The 18,930-nt window shown below is 64.9% G+C and carries 16 protein-coding genes; 9 read left to right on the top strand and 7 right to left on the bottom strand.

The window, feature by feature from the left end; genetic code table 11:
• Positions 1-21 precede the first annotated feature (21 nt).
• Positions 22-3,435 carry an indolepyruvate ferredoxin oxidoreductase family protein gene (locus OE647_RS05855; RefSeq protein ID WP_412174929.1) on the bottom strand — a complete coding sequence of 1,138 codons (3,414 nt, stop codon included), beginning with the start codon at positions 3,433-3,435 and terminating at the stop codon, positions 22-24.
• Between the two features lie 146 nt (positions 3,436-3,581).
• Between OE647_RS05855 and OE647_RS05850 the strand changes: the two genes are divergently transcribed.
• From OE647_RS05850 to grxD, 5 genes are all read left to right on the top strand, one after another.
• A complete protein-coding gene (locus tag OE647_RS05850; RefSeq protein ID WP_263720755.1) occupies positions 3,582-4,502 on the top strand; it encodes a LysR family transcriptional regulator in 921 nt (306 codons plus the stop codon).
• Positions 4,503-4,963: 461 nt separating this feature from the next.
• Complete coding sequence (purL, locus tag OE647_RS05845; protein ID WP_263720754.1) at positions 4,964-7,123, top strand: phosphoribosylformylglycinamidine synthase subunit PurL; 2,160 nt, start codon at positions 4,964-4,966, stop codon at positions 7,121-7,123.
• Positions 7,124-7,212: 89 nt separating this feature from the next.
• Positions 7,213-7,863, top strand: coding sequence for an ureidoglycolate lyase (locus OE647_RS05840; RefSeq protein ID WP_263720753.1), 651 nt, complete (start codon positions 7,213-7,215; stop codon positions 7,861-7,863).
• A 119-nt stretch (positions 7,864-7,982) separates the two neighbouring features.
• The gene (locus tag OE647_RS05835; protein WP_263720752.1) at positions 7,983-8,225 is read left to right on the top strand and encodes a BolA/IbaG family iron-sulfur metabolism protein; all 243 of its coding nucleotides are present in this window, start codon (positions 7,983-7,985) and stop codon (positions 8,223-8,225) included.
• 6 nt (positions 8,226-8,231) lie between these two features.
• The gene (gene grxD, locus OE647_RS05830) at positions 8,232-8,600 is read left to right on the top strand and encodes a Grx4 family monothiol glutaredoxin (protein ID WP_263720750.1); all 369 of its coding nucleotides are present in this window, start codon (positions 8,232-8,234) and stop codon (positions 8,598-8,600) included.
• 70 nt (positions 8,601-8,670) lie between these two features.
• Here the strand turns inward: grxD and OE647_RS05825 are convergent, their stop codons facing one another.
• The gene (locus tag OE647_RS05825; RefSeq protein WP_263720749.1) at positions 8,671-9,051 is read right to left on the bottom strand and encodes a cell division protein ZapA; all 381 of its coding nucleotides are present in this window, start codon (positions 9,049-9,051) and stop codon (positions 8,671-8,673) included.
• Entirely contained in the window at positions 9,051-9,518 is a 468-nt protein-coding gene (locus OE647_RS05820; protein ID WP_263720748.1) for a hypothetical protein, read from the bottom strand. The genes OE647_RS05825 and OE647_RS05820 overlap by 1 nt, the downstream gene beginning before the upstream one ends.
• 221 nt (positions 9,519-9,739) lie before the next feature.
• Between OE647_RS05820 and tkt the strand changes: the two genes are divergently transcribed.
• On the top strand, positions 9,740-11,758 hold the full coding sequence (tkt, locus tag OE647_RS05815) for a transketolase (protein ID WP_263720747.1): 2,019 nt from the start codon (positions 9,740-9,742) through the stop codon (positions 11,756-11,758).
• Positions 11,759-11,840: 82 nt separating this feature from the next.
• Here the strand turns inward: tkt and OE647_RS05810 are convergent, their stop codons facing one another.
• Complete coding sequence (locus tag OE647_RS05810; RefSeq protein WP_263720746.1) at positions 11,841-12,812, bottom strand: DUF808 domain-containing protein; 972 nt, start codon at positions 12,810-12,812, stop codon at positions 11,841-11,843.
• Between the two features lie 222 nt (positions 12,813-13,034).
• On the opposite strand from OE647_RS05810, the gene gap (OE647_RS05805) reads away from it, so the two are divergent.
• Positions 13,035-14,039, top strand: coding sequence for a type I glyceraldehyde-3-phosphate dehydrogenase (gene gap, locus OE647_RS05805; protein WP_263720745.1), 1,005 nt, complete (start codon positions 13,035-13,037; stop codon positions 14,037-14,039).
• A 270-nt stretch (positions 14,040-14,309) separates the two neighbouring features.
• Complete coding sequence (gene gap, locus OE647_RS05800) at positions 14,310-15,311, top strand: type I glyceraldehyde-3-phosphate dehydrogenase (RefSeq protein ID WP_263720744.1); 1,002 nt, start codon at positions 14,310-14,312, stop codon at positions 15,309-15,311.
• Between the two features lie 16 nt (positions 15,312-15,327).
• Here the strand turns inward: gap (OE647_RS05800) and coaD are convergent, their stop codons facing one another.
• The 3 genes from coaD to OE647_RS05785 all read right to left on the bottom strand — a co-directional run bounded on the left by coaD (position 15,328) and on the right by OE647_RS05785 (position 17,288).
• The gene (coaD, locus tag OE647_RS05795; protein WP_263720743.1) at positions 15,328-15,825 is read right to left on the bottom strand and encodes a pantetheine-phosphate adenylyltransferase; all 498 of its coding nucleotides are present in this window, start codon (positions 15,823-15,825) and stop codon (positions 15,328-15,330) included.
• Positions 15,826-15,902: 77 nt separating this feature from the next.
• Positions 15,903-16,337, bottom strand: a complete 435-nt coding sequence (locus OE647_RS05790; protein ID WP_263720742.1) for a CBS domain-containing protein — start codon at positions 16,335-16,337, stop codon at positions 15,903-15,905.
• A 57-nt stretch (positions 16,338-16,394) separates the two neighbouring features.
• On the bottom strand, positions 16,395-17,288 hold the full coding sequence (locus tag OE647_RS05785) for a LysR family transcriptional regulator (protein WP_263720741.1): 894 nt from the start codon (positions 17,286-17,288) through the stop codon (positions 16,395-16,397).
• A 103-nt stretch (positions 17,289-17,391) separates the two neighbouring features.
• On the opposite strand from OE647_RS05785, the gene OE647_RS05780 reads away from it, so the two are divergent.
• A complete protein-coding gene (locus OE647_RS05780) occupies positions 17,392-18,891 on the top strand; it encodes a CoA-acylating methylmalonate-semialdehyde dehydrogenase (RefSeq protein ID WP_263720740.1) in 1,500 nt (499 codons plus the stop codon).
• The last annotated feature ends 39 nt before the right edge of the window (positions 18,892-18,930 follow it).

The following is an 18,930-nucleotide window of genomic DNA, read 5'->3' as shown; positions in this document are numbered from 1 at the left end:
GGCCTGTGCGGGCGCGACCGGCTATTGCGCCGCCTGCGCCTCGGGCACGCCGCCAGAGCGGATCACCGCCAGGAGCTCTTCCCGGCGCTTGGCCGTTCGCTCGATCGCCGCTTGCTTGACCGGGCCGAAGCCCCGGATCTCCAGCGGCAGTTCGGCAAGGGCGCGCACCGCGTCTTCGGTCGCAGCCGTGACCAGAGGCAGGACCTCCGCCATGTCGCGTTCGTATTGCGCGATCAGCGCGCGTTCCGTCCGCCGCTCGGGGAGCCACCCAAAGGGGTCGATCGCCCGGCCGCGCAGCCCTTTCATCGCCGCCAGGACGCGGAACACCGTCAGCACCCAGGGGCCGAAAGCGCGCTTCTTCGGGCGCCCGTCGGGGCCCTCACCGCCCAGAAGCGGCGGCGCCAGGTGGAAGGTCATCCGGAAGTCGCCCTCGAATTCCGCCCGCGCCTTGTCGGCGCTTGCCAGGTGAAGCCGCGCAACCTCATATTCGTCCTTGTAGGCCAGAAGCTGGTGATAGCCCTTCGCCACAGCCTCTCGTAGCGCCTCGGGCGCCGCCGCCACCAAACGCCGGAACCGGTCCGCATAGGCGCGGTTCTGATAGTCCTCAAGCCGCGCCGCCCGAAACTCGATCTTTTCCTGAAGAGTCAGAGCCTTCGGATCGTCTTCTGAAGCCATCTCAACCGCGGCGTCTGGGTGGGCGGCCGCCCAGCGACCGATGTCGAAGGCGCGCAGATTTCCTTTCACGGCCGCACCGTTCATTTCGATCGCCTTGCGGATCGCCTCGCCCAAGATCGGCACCAGCCCACGCTGCCAGGCGGCCCCAAGGACCAGCATGTTGGAATAAATCGCGTCGCCCAGAAGCCGCGTGGCCAGTTCGGAGGCGTCGAAGAATGACACCCGATCCCGCAAGCGCGCTTCAAGCGCGAGCCGCATCTGCCCGGACGGCACCCGGAATTCGCGATTGCGCGTGAACTCCCCTGTGATGATCTCGTGCGCGTTGACGACGGCCCCGGTCCGTCCCTGACGCATCAGCCCGATGGTCTTGGCCCCTGCCGTCACCACGAGGTCGCCGCCGATGACGCAGTCGGCCTCACCCACCGCGACACGGATCGCGTTGATATCCTGCGGCTTCTCCGCCAGGCGCAGGTGGATGTGAACGGCGCCGCCCTTCTGCGCGAGCCCCGCCATCTCCATCATCCCGGCGGCCTTGCCGTCCAGATGTGCGGCCATCGCCAGAACCGCGCCGATGGTAACGACCCCGGTGCCGCCAACGCCGGTGATGACCACGTTATGCGTTCCCTCGATCGTCGGCAGCACCGGATCGGGCAGGTCCGGCAGGTGAAGTTCGGCTGTCGCGCCCTTCCTGACCTTCGCGCCCTCAAGCGTCACGAAGGACGGGCAAAAGCCGTTCAGGCAAGAAAAATCCTTGTTGCAGGAGGACTGGTCGATCGCCCGCTTGCGACCAAGCTCCGTCTCGACCGGCACGATGGAGACACAGTTCGATTGCACCCCGCAATCACCACAGCCCTCGCAAACATCGGTATTGATGAAGACCCGCCGGTCGGGATCCGGGAAGGTCCCGCGCTTGCGTCGGCGGCGCTTTTCGGCCGCGCAGGTCTGAACATAAAGAATGACCGACACGCCCTTGAGATTTCTGAACTTCTCCTGCACGCTCATCAGCTCGTCGCGCAGATGGAATTCGACCCCCGAGGGGAACAGCCCTCGGTCCACCTCTTCCTTTTCATCCATCACGACGGCGATGTCGCGGACCCCCATCGCTTGGACCTCGCGTGCGATGCGGTCGGCGGTCAGCCCGCCTTCGTTCGTCTGGCCGCCGGTCATGGCGACGGCGTCGTTGAAGAGGATCTTGTAGGTGATGTTCGTCCCTGCCGCGAGGGCCGCGCGGATCGCCAGCACACCCGAGTGGTTGTAGGTGCCATCGCCCAAGTTCTGGAACACATGCGCGCGGGTGGAAAACGGCGCCTCGCCCACCCAGTTCGCGCCCTCGCCGCCCATGTGGGTGAAGCCGGTTGTGGCGCGGTCCATCCACTGGACCATGAAATGGCAGCCGATCCCGGCATAGGCGCGGCTGCCCTCCGGCAGCTTGGTCGAGCTGTTGTGCGGGCAGCCCGAACAGAAATAGGGAAGACGCGCGGCCAGCTCAGGCACGTTCGCAGCTTTCTGCGATTCGCCAATGGTTTGCAGCGCCCCCTTTACGTGATCCGTTCCACGCCCCTCCTCGACCAGGATCTCTCCGATCCGCGCGGCGACCATCACCGGATCCAGCGCCATACGCGTCGGGAAAAGCTCCTGCGCGTGCATGTTGCCGGCGCCACCCTTGTACCAGCCGTAGACCCGCCGCCCCTGCCGGTCGTCGAAGATCGCTTCCTTGATCTGGACTTCGATCAGCTTGCGCTTTTCCTCGACCACGACGATGAGGTCGAGCCCCTCGGCCCAGTCGTGGAACGAGGTCATGTCCAGCGGGAAGGTCTGCCCCACCTTGTATGTCGTGATGCCCAGCCGTTCGGCCTCCGCCGCGTCAATGCCCAGAAGCGAAAGCGCATGCGTGAGGTCGAGCCAGTTCTTGCCCGCCGCGACGAAACCGATCCTGGCGCCCGGCTTGCCCCAGACGCGTCGGTCGATGCGATTGGCGCGGGCGAACGCCTCCGCCGCGAAGCGCTTGTGGTCGATCATCCGCGCTTCCTGGGGAATCCAGTGGTCCTTCAGCCGGATGTTCAGCCCGCCCTCTGGCATCGGGAAATCCGGCGTGACGAAATTCATGCGGTCAAGTTCGCTCTCCACGACCGAGGTAACCTCGATTGTGTCCTTCATGGTCTTGAGCCCGACCCAGAGCCCGGAAAACCGCGACAAAGCAAAGCCGTAGAGCCCGTAGTCGAGAATTTCCTGCACGCCCGCGGGCGACACGATCGGCATATAGGCATCGACCAGCGCCCAATCGGACTGATGGCACACGGTGGAGCTTTCGCCCGTGTGGTCGTCCCCCATCGCCATCAGCACGCCGCCATGCGCCGAGGTGCCGGCCATGTTGGCATGGCGCATCACGTCTCCGGAGCGGTCCACCCCCGGGCCCTTGCCGTACCAGAGTGCGAAGACGCCGTCATACTTGCCCTCGCCACGCAATTCAGCCTGCTGGGTACCCCAGATCGCGGTGGCGGCCAGATCCTCGTTCAGGCCGGGCCGAAAGACGATGTCGTTGGCTTTCAGCAGCTTGTCCTCGCGCGCCATCTGCTGGTCCACCGCGCCCAGCGGCGAGCCGCGATAGCCCGACACATAGCCCGCAGTGTGCAAACCGGCGCGGCGATCGCGCTCTTTTTGCATAAGCATTAGGCGAACCAGCGCCTGTGTGCCGTTCAGCAGGACGGACGGCTTGGTAAGGTCAAAGCGGTCCGCTAGGCTTATGTCGTGTCGCATCATGGAACTCCTACCCTTGAGCGGCATTATAGGTCAAAAATACTGACCTACAAAATCTTTTGTGCGGACATGATCTTTTTGTCATCAGTTTACGCACTATGTAGGGCGACTTGCGCGACGAGGCGGAAACACGGCAGAAAGTTACGATCATGGATTGGGACAAGCTCAGAATATTTCACGCAGTTGCGGACGCAGGGTCTCTGACCCATGCGGGCGACACGCTGCACCTGTCGCAATCCGCGATCAGCCGACAGATTCGGTCGCTTGAGGACAGCCTCGACACGACCCTGTTCCACCGTCACGCGCGGGGCCTGATTCTCACCGAGCAGGGGGAGTTGCTGTTCGAGGCGACGCGCTCGATGAACAAGCGGCTTGAGGCGACGGCCGCACGCATCCGTGACAGCGAGGACGAGGTCTACGGAGAGATCCGCGTCACCACGACCACGGGGTTCGGTACGCTTTGGCTCGCGCCGCGCCTGCCGACCCTTTACGACCGCTATCCCGACCTCAAGATCGACCTGATGCTGGAGGAACGCGTTCTGGACCTTGCCATGCGCGAGGCCGACGTGGCGATCCGCATGAAGGAGCCGAGCCAGGCCGACCTGATCCGCCGGCGCCTGATGAATATCCGCATGCGCCTTTATGCGTCGGCGGAGTATGTCGCGGAACGCGGTATTCCCGAGACGCTGGAGGACCTGTCGGAGCACCGGCTGATCTGCCAGAACGCCAATGCCGCGCAGGTGCAGGCCGGCGGTGTGCTGGTGCAGCATCTTCTGACCTATGACATCCGCTCCACCCTCACGGTGAACAACTACTACGGCGTGCTACAGGCGGTGCGCAGCAATCTTGGCATCGGGGTCCTGCCGGACTATCTGACGGAAGATTTTCCCCAGCTGATACGCGTATTCCCCGAGGTCGAAAGCGCCGAGGTTCCGGTCTTTCTCGCCTATCCCGAGGAGCTGCGGCATTCCAAGCGCGTGGCGGTTTTCCGCGACTTCGTCACCGAAGAAATCATCGCCTATCGCAAGCGCCAAGCCAGCGAAAATCTCCTTGCTGCGCGTGAGGCATGACGGCAACGCATAGCGGGATTGTTCTTGGCGGGATTGGATTTTTCTTGATCGCCCGCCGTCATGATCCTACATGAGCTTCAGGAAGCGGCGGTCGAGAATATCCCGCAACTTCCTACCTCCCTGTTGGACTTCGGCCGAGCTTTGTCTCGGCCTTTTTTTTGTCTTTTGGGATAGCGCCACAGTCTTTCCGTTCTGTCTACGGGCAACATCCGAAAGACGGCGACTTTTTCGCATTTCCGAGGTGCCTGCACAGGGCGCGACCAGTTCTTTCTGCACCTGCACAATAAACGCGCGGCCGACGAAGGGGTCCGGAGCACCGGAGCCGTGGACACGGCCGGCCCGGCGCGCTTTGGCCATGCTGGCAAGATTATTCCACACACGCGGGTATTGGGGCCTTTTCTCCGGCTGCCTTCCCCCCTAAAAGGCGCGCAATCGCCAGCGCGCTCTTCGGGGGAATTGACATGCAGGAACCGCAGATCACCGACGACCTGATCGCCGCGCACGGGCTGAAGCCAGATGAGTACCAGCGCATCCTGGAGATCATCGGCCGCGAGCCGACCTTTACCGAACTTGGCATCTTCTCCGCCATGTGGAACGAACACTGTTCCTACAAGTCCTCGAAGAAGTGGCTGCGCACGCTGCATACCACGGGACCTCAGGTCATCTGCGGGCCGGGCGAGAACGCGGGCGTTGTCGATATCGGCGACGGGCAGGCCGTGGTCTTCAAGATGGAAAGCCACAACCACCCCTCCTACATCGAGCCGCACCAGGGTGCCGCGACCGGCGTGGGCGGTATCCTGCGCGATGTCTTCACCATGGGCGCGCGCCCCATCGCGGCGATGGACGCCCTGTCCTTCGGCCTGCCCTCGCATCCCAAGACCGCGCATCTGGTGAAAGGCGTGGTTGAGGGCGTGGGCTCCTACGGCAACTGCTTTGGTGTGCCCAACGTGGGCGGAGAGGTGCGCTTCCACGCCTCCTACAATGGCAACTGCCTGGTGAACGCCTTCGCCGCCGGGCTGGCGGACGCGGACAAGATCTTCTACTCGGCCGCCTCGGGCGTGGGCATGCCGGTCGTCTATCTTGGCGCGAAAACGGGCCGTGACGGCGTCGGCGGCGCCACCATGGCCAGCGCGGAGTTCGACGACACCATCGAGGAAAAGCGCCCCACCGTTCAGGTCGGCGACCCCTTCACCGAAAAACGCCTGCTGGAGGCCTGCCTTGAGTTGATGGCGTCGGACAGCGTGATCTCCATCCAGGACATGGGCGCCGCGGGTCTGACCTGTTCGGCGGTCGAGATGGGCGACAAGGGCGGCCTTGGCATCAAGCTGCACCTCGATCAGGTGCCGCAGCGCGAAAAGAACATGACCGCCTACGAGATGATGCTTTCGGAAAGCCAGGAGCGGATGCTCATGGTGCTGAAGCCTGAACGTGAGGCTGCGGCGCGCGCGATCTTCGAAAAATGGGACCTCGACTTCGCCATCGTCGGCGAAACCATCGTCGAGGACCGCTTCCTGATCCTGCACGGCAACGAGGTCAAGGCCGACCTGCCGCTGTCGAAGCTTTCGTCCAGCGCGCCGGAATACGACCGCCCCTGGGTCGAAACCCCGGCCCGGGCGGCTTTTGCCGAGACGCTCGACATCGACCCCATTGCGGGTCTCAGGGCGCTGATCTCCTCCCCCAACCATGCCCACAAGTCCTGGGTCTGGGAACAGTACGACACCTCGGTCATGGCCGACACGGTGCGCGCGCCCGGTCTGGGCGCGGGCGTCGTGCGGGTCCACGGCACCCCGAAGGCGCTGGCTTTCACCTCGGACGTGACGCCGCGCTACGTGAAGGCCAACCCCTACGAGGGCGGCAAGCAGGCCGTGGCCGAAGCCTGGCGCAACCTGACGGCCGTAGGCGCCACGCCGCTTGCCGCGACCGACAACCTGAACTTCGGAAACCCCGAGAAGCCCGAGATCATGGGCCAGTTCGTCGGCGCGATCAAAGGCATCGGCGAGGCCTGCCGCGCGCTCGACTTCCCCATCGTGTCGGGCAACGTCTCGCTTTACAACGAAACCGACGGCAAGGGCATCCTGCCCACGCCGACGATCGGCGCCGTCGGCCTTCTGGCGACGCTGGACGAGTTGATCGCAGGCCTTCCGGGCGAGGGCGACATCGCCGTGGTGATCGGCCAGACCTCTGGCCATCTCGGCCAGTCCGCGCTGCTTGCCGAAGCCTTCGGCCGCGAAGATGGCGACGCGCCCCATGTCGACCTGGCGCTTGAGCGCAAGAACGGCGACTTTCTGCGCGCCAACCGCAAGTCCGTCCGCGCGGCCTCCGACCTGTCGGACGGCGGGCTGGCGCTCGCGGCCTTCGAGATGGCAGAGGGCGCGAAGATCGGCGTGACGCTTGATAGCGCCGATATCGGCCAGCTTTTCGGCGAGGATCAGGCGCGCTACCTGGTTGCGCTCGCACCCGATGCACTTGACGGCCTTCTGGCCGCCGCGCGTGCGGCCGGTGTTGACGCCGCGCGCGTCGGCACTTTCGGCGGCGCCGACGTACGGTTCGGGTCCTCTAACGCACCCATGGCGGAACTGTCCGGCCTGTACCGCAGCGCCTTCGCCGCCGCCGTCGCATAAGCCGATCGCACGCGACAGATAAGGTAATCGCAATTGCAGGCGGCCAATAGGCCGCCTAGCCTCCTTCCGATCATTGCGGGAGGGGTCCAGTGAACGCACCTGTCTACATGTTCGATGCAGCCGAAAAGCCGAGCCTGCCGTTGCATCAGGTGCCGCTTGTCGAAGCGACGGCAGAAAGCCTGAAGGGGTACGGCTACCTCGTGGACGATTTCGAAGGGTTCGAGATCGAGATCACCCGCTGGCCCGAGCAAGGCTGGCGCCCGGTCGACGAGGGTACGGGTGATGAGGGCGGCTGGGTCGAAGGCATATTCCGCTGCGACTGGCGCGGCGACGTCCTTTACGGAGAGAACGAGGCGGTCAAGGGCAACTATGTGCTGGGTTGGTCGGCCGACCCGCAGAAGGCGCAGACAACCCGCGCGACCGCGCCGCGCGACAAGGTGCTTCTTTGGCACATGAACTACCACCCGGACGGGGGCCAGCTGTTCTTCCCGCTCGACCGCAAGCCCTTCGTGGTGCCGCTGGCGCTGCCGGGCGATGACCTGGTGCCGGAGAAGGTAGTTGCCTTCTGGTGCGACGGGAGCCGCGGGCTTTATATCCATGCGAACATCTGGCACGAGGGCGTCTTCCCGGTCGAGGATCGGCAACGGTTCCTCGACCGCCAGGGCCGCGTCCACGCGCGCGTCAGCGCTGACATCGGGGCGGAGTTCGGCGTCTACCTCTCCGTACCGCTGCGCCGCTGAGGTGCGAGCCTGCGGCTTTTAACCGCCGCGATCCGTCGAAGGACCGCCCGCTCTGCGCTTGCGGAGCGCGGGCGGCGGTTCTACATGTAGGGCAAGAACCACAGACAGGACTTAACCCCATGGCTATGGAAGCCCAGGATATCGAACACCTCATTCGTGCCGCGTTTCCGCATGCGCAGATCACGATCACCGATCTTGCCGGCGACGGGAACCACTATGCCGCCGAGGTGATCGACGAAAGCTTCCGCGGCATGAACCGAGTTCAGCAACAGCGCGCGGTCTATGCCGCGCTCAAGGGAAAGATGGACGGCGCGCAAGGAGAGCTTCACGCGCTCGCGCTGACCACCAAAGCACCGGAGTAGACCCAGATGACCACCACCACCGCGCAGGACCAGATCCGCGAAACCGTGACCGCGAACGATGTCGTGCTTTTCATGAAGGGCACCAAGGCGATGCCCCAGTGCGGGTTCTCCTCGCGCGTGGCCGGCGTGCTGAATTACATGGGCGTCGACTATGTCGATGTGAACGTGCTCGCGGACGCCGATATCCGTCAGGGGATCAAGGACTTCTCCGACTGGCCGACGATCCCGCAGCTTTACGTGAAGGGTGAATTCGTCGGCGGCTGCGACATCGTGACCGAGATGACGCTGTCGGGCGAGCTTGACCAGCTATTCGACACCAAAGGCATCGGCTATTCGAAGGACGCGGCGGAAAAGATCCGCGAAGCGAACGGCTAAACCGTTACGTTTGAAGGAAAAGCGCGGCGCCCTGCCCCAAGGCACGGGCGCCGTTTTTCTTGGGCATCCCCTAACCCGCGCGTTCTTCCAGCCGCGCCGCCAAGGCCTCGGCCCGCGCGGCGATCTCGGCCAGGGTGTCCGTCACGACATCGGGGATCACCGGGACCTCGACCCGTTCGGGGTTGGCGCGGGCGTTCGCGGCCACCCGCTCGGCCAGCGTCGCGCGCTCCTCGGCGCCGCGGAGCTGGTCTTCAAGCCCCGCGGCCTTGTCGGCGATCATCAGCCCGGCCATCAGCAGCATCCGCGCCTCAGGCATCCGGCCGATCTGGGAAATCAGCGCGCTCGCCTCGTTATCCAGCATCTGCGCGGCAGAGCGCAGGAACTGTTCCTCGCCCTCCTGGCAGGACACTTCGAATTCCCGCCCGCCGATGGTGATCCGCATCTCCGGCATCAGGCCACCTCCTCGATCAGGGGTTTGAGTTCGGCGAGGATCTGCTCGATCTCGGCCATCTCGGCATCGCGCTCGGCCCTCAGCGCGGCAAGCTCGCCCTCCAGCGCAGTGTTGATCGCGTCTGACGACGGCGATGCATCGCGCGCCGTCTCGGTAAGCTGCCGGTTGACCGCCACAAGGTCGGTGTTGACCTGCCGCTGGCGCGCCAGATCGCGGGACGCAGCGTCCAACTGGCGCGTCAGCTGCGCGACCTTGCGTTCCAGCGCCGTGACGACGTGTTCCTGCTTTTCCTTGATGGCGCGCACCCGTTCGGTCAGCTGCGCATTGGCGGCGCGTTCGCTTTCAAGCGCCTCGCGCAGCGCGGGATCGTCGGGCGCGGGCGCCGGTCGCGTCAAGGTGTCGAGCGCCCGGTCGATGCGCGACAGCGCGGCCGACACGCGGCGTTCCAGTTCGGTGATGTCACTCATGACGACAAGGCCCCTTCTGTCGATCTGCGCATGCGGGTCTTCGCCCGCCTGACTGCCCGCGCTGCCACGAATCGGCCGCAATCGGTACTTGGCCCATGTTATCCAAACAACCGGGGCTTTTCTGCCCCTTTCGCCCCAATGCTTTAGGGGCTGCGCTTGATCTTGCCCGGATCATTGCTATCAAGCGCGCAACTGCATGCTGCTTCAAAAGGACCGGGCCCTTGGATATTGCCACGCTTCGCGAGAAACACTCCGACCACTGGATGAAGGCCTGCGCGATCCGCGCGCTGGCCATGGACGCCGTTCAGGCTGCGAACTCGGGCCACCCCGGCATGCCGATGGGCATGGCCGACATGGCGACGGTGCTCTTTGAAAAGCACCTGAAGTTCGACGCCTCAGCGCCGAAATGGGCCGACCGCGACCGCTTCATCCTGTCGGCGGGCCACGGCTCCATGCTGATCTACGCGCTCCTTTACCTGACCGGGTATGAGGACGTGACGCTGGAGCAGATCAAGAACTTCCGCCAATGGGGCGCGATCACGGCGGGCCACCCGGAATACGGCCATGTCGCGGGCGTGGAGACGACGACCGGCCCGCTGGGTCAGGGCATCGCGAACTCCGTCGGTTTCGCCATGGCCGAGGAATCTCTGCGCGCCCGCTTCGGCGCCAAGGTCGTGGATCACACGACCTGGGTCATCGCCGGGGACGGCTGCCTGATGGAGGGCATCAGCCAGGAGGCCATCGGCCTTGCGGGGATGCAGAAGCTCGGCAAGCTGATCGTCCTGTGGGACAACAACAGCATTTCGATCGACGGGCCGATTTCCATGTCGGACGTGACAGACCAGCGGGCGCGCTTCGCGGCCTCTGGCTGGAAAGTCGTTTCCTGCGACGGCCACGATCCGGTCGACATTGACCGCGCCCTGACCGAGGCGAAAGGGTCGGACCGCCCCGTTCTGGTGGACTGCAAGACGCATATCGGCTTCGGTAGCCCGAAGAAGCAGGATAGCGCGGGTGCCCACGGCTCGCCCCTCGGCCCTGATGAGATCAAGGCGACCAAGGCCATCTACGGCTGGGACCACGACGCCTTTGTCGTCCCTGAGGCGATCCTGACCGCCTGGCGCGCCATCGGGGCGCGCGGCGCCGCGGCGCGGGCCGAGTGGGAAGGCCGCATGGCCGCCCTGTCCCCCGCCAAGCGCGCGGAGTTCGAGCGCCAGATGTCGCTTGGCGCGCCAAAGAAGCTCGCCGCCGCGATCCGCGCGGTGAAGAAGGAAGCGTCGGAGAAGCTGACCAAGGTCGCGACCCGCAAGGCCTCCGAAATGGTGCTGGCGGCGGTCAACCCGGTCATGCCGGAGACCATCGGCGGCTCGGCCGACCTGACCGGATCAAACCTGACGAAGACCGCGGATCTGGGCATTTTCACCCCCGCCAACCGCAAGGGCAGGCATGTCCACTACGGCATCCGCGAACATGGTATGGCAGCCGCGATGAACGGCATGGTCCTGCATGGCGGCGTACGGCCCTACGGCGGCACGTTCCTGTGCTTCACCGACTACGCACGCGGCGCGATGCGGCTTTCGGCACTGATGGGCGTGCCCTCGGTCTATGTCATGACGCATGACTCCATCGGCCTCGGCGAGGACGGCCCGACCCACCAACCCGTCGAGCACCTGGCGATCTGCCGCGCGACGCCGAACACCTGGACCTTCCGCCCCGCCGACGTGGTGGAAACGGCGGAGGCGTGGGAACTGGCGCTGACCACGACCACGACGCCCTCGGTCCTGGCGCTGTCGCGGCAGAACCTGCCGACCGTCCGCACCGCCCACACGGCGAAGAACCTGACCGCGCAGGGCGGCTACGTCCTGGCCGAGGCGACCGGCAAGCGCCGCGCGATCCTGATGGCCACCGGATCGGAGGTCGAGATCGCGATGAAGGCCCGCGACCTGCTGGAGGCCGAGGGGATCGGCACCCGCGTCGTCTCCATGCCCTGCATGGAGCTGTTCGCGGCCCAGCCCGAGGCCTACCGCAAGCGTGTCCTGCCCGCAGGCCCGGTCCGCGTCGCGGTCGAGGCGGCGGTGCGCCAGCCCTGGGACCGCTTCCTTCTGGGCGAGCGGGGCAGCGAGAAGAAGGCCGCGTTCGTGGGCATGGAAGGCTTCGGCGCTTCTGCCCCTGCCGAACGGCTCTACGCCGAATTCGGCATCACCGCCGAGGCAGTGGCCGCAAAGGTCAAGGCCCTGCTCTGATCCGCACGACGGGCGTGAAAAGCGAAGCGGCGGCCCGATGGGCCGCCGTTTTTCCTTGCGGGACGCCGACTCCCCTGCCCGATCAAGTGCGCTTGGCAAACATCCCGAAGACGCGCGCCCAAATCGGCCCGACAACCCGTGTCGCGACCGGGATCAGCAGAAGTCCGAAGGCCAGCCCGAAGATCCCGTCAAGCGTCGCCTTCGCGCCCCATTCCACCGCCCCCGCGGCCGAGGGGACGGCATGGGCCGCAGCCGCCGCCCAGTCGTGGATGAGGTGGCCGATCGCCGTCAGCCCGGCGTATTCCAGCCCGTGAATCACGATCGAGCCCCCGACCCATAGCATCGCCGCCGTTCCGACGGTCGTCAGCACACTCATCAGCCGTGGCATCGCCTGGACGAGCCCCCGGCCAATCGCGCGCGTCGCGGCAAGCCGCCCGCGGCGCGCCAGAAACAAACCGATGTCATCCATCTTCACGATCAGCGCAACACTGCCGTAGACGGCCACCGTGATCCCCACCCCAGCGACGGCGAGCGCCGCCGCCTCAATCAGGAAGCCGCTGTCCGGCAGCGCCGCGAGCGCGATCGTCATGATCTCCGCCGAGAGGATGAAGTCGGTCTTGATCGCCCCCGCGACTTTCTCCTGCTCCAGATGGCCGGGGTCTTTCACGTTGAAATCAGCCTCGACCTGCTTATCGGCATGGGGCATTAGCGCGTGAAAGATCTTCTCCGCCCCTTCGAAACACAGATAGGCGCCGCCAAGCGCCAGGATCGGCGTTATGGCGCCGGGCAGGAACGCCGACAGCAGCAGCGCCGCCGGCAGAAGGATCAGAATCTTGTTCTTGAGTGACCCCAGCGCGATGCGGCCGACGATGGGCAGTTCACGGCTGGCATCGAACCCGTGCAGGTACTTTGGCGTCACGGCCGCGTCATCGATGACCGCGCCCGCGGCCTTGCTTCCCGCTTTCATCGCCGCACCCGCCACATCGTCGAGCGAGGTCGCGGCGACCTTGGCAATCGCGGCAACGTCGTCAAGAAGTGCAAGCAGGCCGCTCATGTCCGTCTCCCTCAAAGCCGCGCCACACTATCCGATTGGCCGGGGCACACAAGCCGATGGCGAAAACGAGAACAGAAGCGTCGGAGACCGCATATTGATGCCGCTGTTTTCGCTAACAGCCCACTGTTTTCGCTAACATATTGAAATAGCGGGTTTTAATGAATTTTCTTCGCTGCTATTCCGATAAGAGACTCGCGTGCGCGACAGGATCAGGAGAGTTGCATGACCGTCACCATCGGAATCAACGGATTTGGCCGGATTGGCCGCTGTACGCTTGCGCACATCGCCGAAGCCGCCCGCAATGACGTTCAGGTGGTCAAGATCAACGCCACCGGCCCGATCGAGACCAACGCGCACCTGCTGAAATACGACAGCGTCCATGGCCGCTTCTCCGGTCCTGTGAAGGTCGCGGGCAACACGCTCGACCTTGGCCGTGGGCCGATCGAGGTCATGTCGACCTACAACCCCGACGAACTGGACTGGGATGGGGTTGACGTAGTGCTGGAATGCACCGGCAAGTTCAACGACCGCGACAAGGCCGCCGTGCACCTGACCCGCGGCGCCAAGCGCGTTCTGGTTTCCGCCCCCGCCAAGCGCGCCGACAAGACCGTGGTCTACGGCGTGAACCATCGTGAACTGAAGGCCGAACATCTGGTCGTCTCGAACGGCTCCTGCACGACGAACTGCCTGGCGCCGATCGCCAAGGTGTTGAACGACGCGATCGGGATCGAGTCGGGCATCATGACGACGATCCACAGCTACACCGGCGACCAGCCGACGCTCGACCGCCGCCACAAGGACCTGTATCGCGCCCGCGCGGCCGCGATGGCGATGATCCCGACCTCGACCGGTGCCGCCAAGGCCCTGGGCGAAGTGCTTCCCGAACTCGCGGGCAAGCTTGACGGGACCGCGATCCGCGTGCCGACGCCCAACGTCTCTGCCGTGGACCTAACCTTCCAGGCGGGCAAGGATGTGACGGTCGCCGATGTAAACGAAATCGTAAGGGAAGCCGCGGCAGGCTACATGGGCATGGTCCTGTCCTATGACCCGGAGCCGAAGGTTTCCATCGACTTCAACCACACGCCCTTCTCCTCTATCTTCGCACCGGATCAGACGAAGGTGGTGGGCAAGCGCACCGTCCGGGTTCTGGCCTGGTACGACAACGAATGGGGCTTCTCCTGCCGGATGGCCGATGTGGCCGGCGCGATGGGGCGGCTCCTGCAATAAGGAGCCCCGGGGGGCCTGCGCGCCCCCGCCCATGACCAACCGGATTGCCGCAGTCTTGGCTGTCATAGCGATTGCCGCGCTTCTTGCCGACTTCTGGTGGGCCGGGGGCGCGGCTTCGCTGTTTCTTGCGAAGAAATTCGCCGATCTGATCGAGTATCTGGCCTTCTGGCGTTAGCGCCCGAACTCTCCTGTTGACTTTGCCATAGCAAATGATGTTAGCGGTAACGCAAATTCGCGGGGCCGTGGCTCCGACTTGCGGAGGGCATGGCAATGGCGGTCAAGGTAGCGATCAACGGGTTCGGGCGCATCGGGCGCAACGTGCTGAGAGCGATCATCGAGTCGGGACGCACCGATATCGAGGTCGTTGCGATCAACGATCTGGGCCCGGTCGAAACCAACGCCCATCTTCTTCGCTTCGACAGCGTCCATGGCCGCTTCCCGGCCACCGTGACGACGACCGAAACCACGATCGACGTCGGTCGCGGCCCGATGGACGTCACCGCCATTCGCAACCCCGCAGACCTTCCCTGGGCGCATGTCGATGTGGTGATGGAATGCACGGGCATCTTCACCTCCAAGGAAAAATGCCTGCCGCATCTGGAAAACGGATCCAAGCGGGTGCTGATCTCGGCCCCTGGCGATGGCGCGGACAAGACCATCGTCTTCGGCGTCAACCACAACACGCTGACCCGGGACGACATCGTCGTTTCCAACGCCTCCTGCACGACGAACTGCCTCAGCCCGGTCGCCAAGGTCCTCAATGAAGCGATCGGGATCGAAAAGGGGATGATGACGACCATCCATTCCTACACCGGCGACCAGCCGACGCTGGACACGATGCACAAGGACCTTTACCGCGCGCGGGCGGCGGCGCTGTCGATGATCCCAACTTCGACCGGAGCCGCGAAGGCGGTGGGGCTGGTGCTGCCGGAACTGAAGGGCAAGCTCGACGGCTTCGCAATCCGGGTACCGACGCCCAACGTCTCGGTCGTCGATCTGAAATTCATCGCCAAGCGCGCGACGAGCGTCGAAGAGATCAACGCGGCAATCAAGGCCGCCGCTGACGGGGCGTTGAAGGGCATCCTGGGCTACACGCCCTTCAAGAACGTCTCCTCCGATTTCAACCACGACCCGCATTCGAGCGTCTTCCATCTGGATCAGACCAAGGTCATGGACGGCACGCTTTGCTCCGTCCTCAGCTGGTACGACAACGAATGGGGCTTTTCCAACCGCATGGCCGACACGGCCGTCGCGATGGGCAAGCTGATCTGAGGCGCGCGGGTCCCGCTCAGCTTCGGCCGAGCTTGGCGTATAGCGCCGCCCGCACGTCCGGAGTGACAAACCTGGTGACGTCGCCGCCCAGCCGGGCGATTTCCTTGACGAGCTTCGAGGCGATCGCCTGACGGCGGGCATCCGCCATCAGGAAGACGGTTTCGACCGTGTCGTCCATCGCCCGGTTCATGCCGACCATCTGGAATTCGTACTCGAAGTCCGCCACGGCCCGGAGCCCGCGCACGATGACGCTGGCGCCGACATCGCGCGCGCAGTCGATCAGCAAGTTCTCAAACGGATGCACGAGGATCTCGCCCCCGGTCCGCGCGGCGATCACCTTGCATTCGGCCTCGACCATCGCCACGCGCTCTTCGAGCGAGAACAGCGGCCCCTTGTCGCGGTTGATCGCCACGCCGATCACCAGCCGGTCAACCAGCGCCATGGCGCGCTGGATGATGTCGGTGTGGCCAAGCGTGACCGGATCGAACGTGCCGGGATAAAGACCGATGCGCATGGGGTCTGTCCTTTCCTGACGCGCCTCTCATGCGCGCACGCAACAATATTGCGCCGCGAAATGCAAGCCCGGCGGGCTCAGTTCCCCATGATCATCCCCGCCAGCGCGTCCTTCTCCATCGCCAGTTCGGAAATCCGCGCCGCCACCACGTCCCCGATCGAGATGATGCCGATCATCGCGCCGTCCTGCATCACCGGCATGTGGCGGAACCGGCCCTGGGTCATCCGCTCCAGCACGCTGTCGGCAGAATCGTCAGGGGCGCAGCTGATCAGGTTGCGCGTCATCAGCGCCTCGACCTTGTCGGCCATGCAGGAGGCGCCGCGGCGCCCAAGGTCCCGCACGATGTCGCGTTCGGAGAGGATGCCGAGCGGCTGCTTGCCGTCGATCGAGACGATCACCGCGCCGATCCGCCGTTCGGACAGCAGGCGCGCGGCATCGGCCACCGAGCTCTCCGGCTTCACGGTGACGATTTGCCCCTGGGACTTGGCGCGGAGCATCTGATGAACCTGCATGACAACCTCCTGACAGAACGATCCTTTCTCTCAGCGTCTCCGTTAGGCAACATTCTGTCAAGACAGGGATTCCAGCCGGGCGACCTCCCGGCGCACGCCCTGGCCAAGCAATTCGGAAAACCGGTTCAGCCGCTCGACGCGCCGATCCTCAGGATGCCGGATCAAGTAGAAGGAGCGCGTCAGCGACAACTGGTCCGGCAGAATCTTCACCAGCCCCGGCAATGCGGGAAGCGCGAAATCATGCACCACCGCGATCCCGGCCCCGATCCGCACCCAGTTCAGCTGCACCGAGACCGAGTTCGAGGCAAGCGTGACACTCTCCATCCCCGCCTCGGACTGGTAGTCGAGTTCCTTGTCGAAGATCAGGTCGGGGATATAGCCGATGGTGGGGTGTCCCTTCAGGTCGGCAAGACTCTCGATCGGTGGGTGACGATCAAGGTATTCCTGCGCCGCCGCCATGTGCAGCTTGTAGTCGGTCAGCCGCTGCACCGTCAGGTGGCCCGCGACCGGCGGGCTGACCGCGATGGCGACGTCGGCCTCACGCTTGGACAGGTTGAAGACGCGCGGCTGGGCGACGATCTGAACCTCCAGCCCCGGATGGTCGGCGCAAATCTGCGCGACGATCTGCGGCAGCAGGTAGTTCGCGCAGCCGTCCGGCGCGCCGATCCGGATCTGGCCGGTCAGGCCGGGACCCTCTGCCCCGACATCCTCGATCGCCTCGGTCACCGCCTGTTCGACGCGCGTCGCATGGGCCTGAAGGCGCTGCCCCTCGCCCGTCAGCGCGTAACCTTGCGCGGAGCGCACGAAGAGCCGCGCCGCCATCCGCTCCTCCAGCCGGGCGACGCGCCGGCCGACCGTGGCGGGGTCGAGCTTCAAGACCTTACCCGCCCCGGAGAGGCTTTCTGCCCGGGCAACAGCAAGGAATATTCGCAGATCATCCCAATCGGCCATCGAGCCACCCCCTGCAAAAATGCAAAACACATTTGGGAAACTGCCTCTTTTCCACGCAATTCTGCAAGACTATTGTGCGCCCAGCACATTCGGGAGGCTTGAAATGCAAGAACTGACCCACTGGATCAACGGCAAGCATGTGAAGGGCACCACCGGGCGCTTCACCGATGTCTTCAACCCCGCCACCGGCGAAGTTCAGGCCAAGGTGCCGCTGGCTTCCGTCGCGGAACTCAGCGCCGCGGTGGACGACGCCGCCAAGGCCCAGGTCGCCTGGGGCGCGACCAACCCGCAGCGCCGCGCGCGGGTGATGATGAAATTCGCCGCCCTCATCAACGAGAACATGGACAAGCTCGCCGAGGCCGTCAGCCGCGAGCACGGCAAGACCCTGCCCGACGCCCGCGGCGACGTGCAGCGTGGTCTTGAGGTCGTCGAGGTCTGCATGGGCGCGCCCGCGCTTCTCAAGGGCGAATACATGAACGACGGCGGCCCGGGGATCGACCTCTTCTCGATGCGCCAGCCGCTTGGTGTCGTCGCCGGCATCACGCCCTTCAACTTCCCCGCCATGATCCCGCTGTGGAAGATGGCGCCGGCGCTGGCCAGCGGCAACGCGATGATCCTCAAACCGTCCGAGCGCTGTCCCTCGACCTCGCTCCTGCTGGCGGAACTGCTGCAAGAGGCGGGCCTGCCCGATGGCGTGCTTCAGGTCGTCAACGGCGACAAGGAAGTCGTCGACGCGATCCTTGACCACGAGACGATCCAGGCCGTTGGCTTCGTCGGCTCCACGCCGATCGCGCAGTACATCTATGGCCGCGCGGCTTCGAACGGCAAGCGCGCGCAGTGCTTCGGCGGTGCGAAGAACCACATGATCATCATGCCGGATGCCGACATGGACAAGGCCGCCGACGCGCTGGTCGGCGCGGGCTTTGGCGCGGCGGGCGAACGCTGCATGGCAATCTCGGTTGCGGTCCCGGTCGGTGACAAGACCGCCGACGCGCTGATCGAACGGCTGGTGCCGCGCATCGAGAAGCTGAAGGTCGGCCCCTACACCGCGGGCGAGGATGTGGACTACGGCCCGCTGATCACCCGCGCATCGCAAGAGCGGGTCAAGGGGCTGATCACCTCCGGCGTGGAACAGGGCGCGACGCTTGTGACCGACGGTCGCGATTTCACGCTCCAGGGGTATGAGAACGGCTTCTTCGTCGGCCCGACGCTGTTTGACAACGTCACGGCCGAGATGGACATCTACAAGGAAGAGATCTTCGGCCCCGTCCTGAGCCAGGTCCGCGCCAAGACCTATGACGAAGCGCTGAGGCTGACGATGGACAACCCCTACGGCAACGGCACGGCGATCTTCACCGCCGATGGCGACACCGCCCGCGACTTCGCGTCCCGTGTCAACGTGGGCATGGTGGGCATCAACTTCCCGATCCCGGTGCCGCTGTCCTACTTCTCCTTCGGCGGCTGGAAAAAGTCGGCCTTCGGCGACCTGAACCAGTATGGGCCCGACGCCTTCCGCTTCTACACCAAGACCAAGACCGTCACGGCGCGCTGGTTCTCGGGCATCAAGGAAGGCGGGGAGTTCGCGTTCAAGGCGATGGACTGACCCTATCCGCCGACGGAAATGATCGGGGCGCGGCACAGG

This window comes from Albidovulum sediminicola (assembly GCF_025751575.1).
GTDB classification, from domain to species: domain Bacteria; phylum Pseudomonadota; class Alphaproteobacteria; order Rhodobacterales; family Rhodobacteraceae; genus Albidovulum; species Albidovulum sediminicola.
Note: the sequence above shows the minus strand (reverse complement) of the source record. Positions and strands in the feature narration are given on the sequence as shown.

Excerpts from the sequence above, each read along its gene's own strand:
- OE647_RS05855 (WP_412174929.1), bottom strand. The coding sequence starts at position 3,435 with ATGATGCGACACGACATAAGCCTAGCGGACCGCTTTGACCTTACCAAG.
- OE647_RS05850 (WP_263720755.1), top strand. The coding sequence starts at position 3,582 with ATGGATTGGGACAAGCTCAGAATATTTCACGCAGTTGCGGACGCAGGG.
- purL (WP_263720754.1), top strand. The coding sequence starts at position 4,964 with ATGCAGGAACCGCAGATCACCGACGACCTGATCGCCGCGCACGGGCTG.
- OE647_RS05835 (WP_263720752.1), top strand. The coding sequence starts at position 7,983 with ATGGCTATGGAAGCCCAGGATATCGAACACCTCATTCGTGCCGCGTTT.
- grxD (WP_263720750.1), top strand. The coding sequence starts at position 8,232 with ATGACCACCACCACCGCGCAGGACCAGATCCGCGAAACCGTGACCGCG.
- OE647_RS05825 (WP_263720749.1), bottom strand. The coding sequence starts at position 9,051 with ATGCCGGAGATGCGGATCACCATCGGCGGGCGGGAATTCGAAGTGTCC.
- OE647_RS05820 (WP_263720748.1), bottom strand. The coding sequence starts at position 9,518 with ATGAGTGACATCACCGAACTGGAACGCCGCGTGTCGGCCGCGCTGTCG.
- OE647_RS05810 (WP_263720746.1), bottom strand. The coding sequence starts at position 12,812 with ATGAGCGGCCTGCTTGCACTTCTTGACGACGTTGCCGCGATTGCCAAG.
- gap (WP_263720745.1), top strand. The coding sequence starts at position 13,035 with ATGACCGTCACCATCGGAATCAACGGATTTGGCCGGATTGGCCGCTGT.
- gap (WP_263720744.1), top strand. The coding sequence starts at position 14,310 with ATGGCGGTCAAGGTAGCGATCAACGGGTTCGGGCGCATCGGGCGCAAC.
- coaD (WP_263720743.1), bottom strand. The coding sequence starts at position 15,825 with ATGCGCATCGGTCTTTATCCCGGCACGTTCGATCCGGTCACGCTTGGC.
- OE647_RS05790 (WP_263720742.1), bottom strand. The coding sequence starts at position 16,337 with ATGCAGGTTCATCAGATGCTCCGCGCCAAGTCCCAGGGGCAAATCGTC.
- OE647_RS05785 (WP_263720741.1), bottom strand. The coding sequence starts at position 17,288 with ATGGCCGATTGGGATGATCTGCGAATATTCCTTGCTGTTGCCCGGGCA.
- OE647_RS05780 (WP_263720740.1), top strand. The coding sequence starts at position 17,392 with ATGCAAGAACTGACCCACTGGATCAACGGCAAGCATGTGAAGGGCACC.